At 74.7% G+C, this 1,942-nt stretch carries 2 protein-coding genes; both read left to right on the top strand.

The features are described 5' to 3' along the window. Positions 1-366: 366 nt before the first annotated feature. Complete coding sequence (locus I59_RS06080; protein ID WP_022903100.1) at positions 367-852, top strand: flagellar protein FlgN; 486 nt, start codon at positions 367-369, stop codon at positions 850-852. Positions 853-854: 2 nt separating this feature from the next. Beyond that, positions 855-1,942: flagellar hook-associated protein FlgK (flgK, locus tag I59_RS06075; protein ID WP_022903099.1), on the top strand; the 1,088-nt coding region annotated here is incomplete at its 3' end.

Raw genomic sequence — 1,942 nt, 5'->3', positions numbered from 1 at the left:
CCGCGACCGGCCGGAACGTACGTCAAGACCGCCCGGGTCCCTCCGGGCGAGCACCTGGCGTCCCTGCGACGCGTGCCGGGTCTGTCCCCCCGGGGTGCGTTCTGAATGTATCGGCTGAGAAGGCACTGAACAGGCCTTCATCCGTACCCAAAGCGGGGGTGACCGGGCCGGATCGGCGTCCGCATTTGTGGGGACCCGGGCCCCGGTACGCGCTGTTCTGTCCCCCGATCGGGTCCGGACGGGAGGCCCGGGGTACGTCCGCCCCGTCGGTCGGGTCGCGCGGACCGCTTACGTCCGGAGCAGCGGGACCGATAGCACCCCGTGTCCGCCGGATGACGGACAGGACCACCACCCCGGGAGGAGCTGATGAGCGTGAACGACCTGTCCGCCGTACTGTGGCGCGAGCGTGAACTGCTCGAACTGCTCACGTTCAAGCTCGAGGAGGAGCAGCTCCTGCTCGCCGCCGGACGCTCCCGCTGGGTGTCGCACGCCAGCCGCGAGGTCGAGCAGGTCCTCGAACGCCTCCGCAGCACCGGCCTCGAGCGCGCCGCGTCGAGCGCCGAGGTCGCCGAGGAGTGGGGCGTCGCCGCCGACGCTCCCCTGCGCGACGTCGTCGCGGCGGCACCGAGCGGCCCCTGGGGCGAGATCCTCGCCGCCCACCTGACCGCGATGGTCGAGCTGACGACGCACATCGGCGCGCTCCGCGACGAGAACGACCGCTTCCTCCGTGCCGCCGCCCACGCGACTGAGGAGACCCTCGCGGGCACGGTCGGGTCGCCGGCGACGTACGACGCCTCCGGCGCGAGCGGCTCCGGCTCCGACGGCGCACGGCTCTTCGAGGGGAACCTGTAGTCGTGGTCAGCACCTTCGGATCCCTCGCGACCGCGTACTCCGGCCTCGCCGCGGCCCGTGCCGGCATCGACGTCACGGGACAGAACATCGCGAACGCCGGGACGACCGGCTACACCCGGCAGCGCGTCACGCAGTCGTCCGTCCCCGCCGTGCAGACCGGGTTCGTGCGGGGCACCGCGGCCCTCGCCGGGCAGGGCGTCTCCGTCGACGGCATCGCCCGGCTGGGGTCCCTCACGCTCGACGCAGGCGTCCGCGTCGCCGCCGGGTCCTCCGCGTACGCCGACGCCCGTGCGACCGCCCTGAGCGCGCTCGAGACCGGCCTGCAGGAACCCGGCACGAACGGCCTCGCCGCGAAGCTCGACGCCTTCTGGTCGGCCTGGGCCGGGGTCGCAGCGCACCCCGACGACCCCGGCGCCGCGAGCACGCTCCTCGGGGCCGCCGGCACGGTCGCGTCGACCCTCGCGAGCGGCTCGAAGGCGCTCGACCAGCAGTGGTCGACCACGCGGGCCACCGTCGCGTCGCAGGTCACGCAGCTCAACGACGCGGCGAAGCAGGTCGCCGACCTCAACGGGCAGATCCGGTCCGCCCTCGCCGCGGGCGGGAACGCCAACGAGCTCGTCGACCAGCGCGACCAGCTCACCGAGCAGATCGCGTCCCTCGCCGGCGGCACCGTCCGGACGAACGCGGACGGGACGGCGGACGTGCTCATCGGCGGCAACCCGATCGTGCAGGGCACCGACGCCCGTGCGGTCGCGCTCGGCGGTGCCACGGCGCTGCACGACGGCGCCGCGGTGACGCTGACCTGGACGTCGGGACAGGCCGGCGCCGTCACGCTGTCCGGCGGGTCGATCGGCGGTGCGCTGTCGCTCCTGGCACCCGCGAACGCGCAGGGCACCGGTGGCGCACTCGCGCAGGCATCGGCCTCGTACGACGCCGTCGCGACGAAGCTCGCGGCCGCGGTCAACGCCGTCCACACCACCGGCACCACCCCGGACGGCACCACGGGCGCGGCGTTCTTCGCCCTCGCGGCCGGCGTCCCGGCGGCCCAGGGGCTCTCGGTCGTGCCGACCGACGCCGGGGCCTCGGACCC

It is taken from the genome of Curtobacterium sp. B8, from assembly GCF_000333315.1.
GTDB classification, from domain to species: Bacteria; Actinomycetota; Actinomycetes; order Actinomycetales; family Microbacteriaceae; genus Curtobacterium; species Curtobacterium luteum.
The sequence above is the reverse complement of the archived record's forward strand: the minus strand, read 5'-3'. Positions and strand labels throughout refer to the sequence as shown.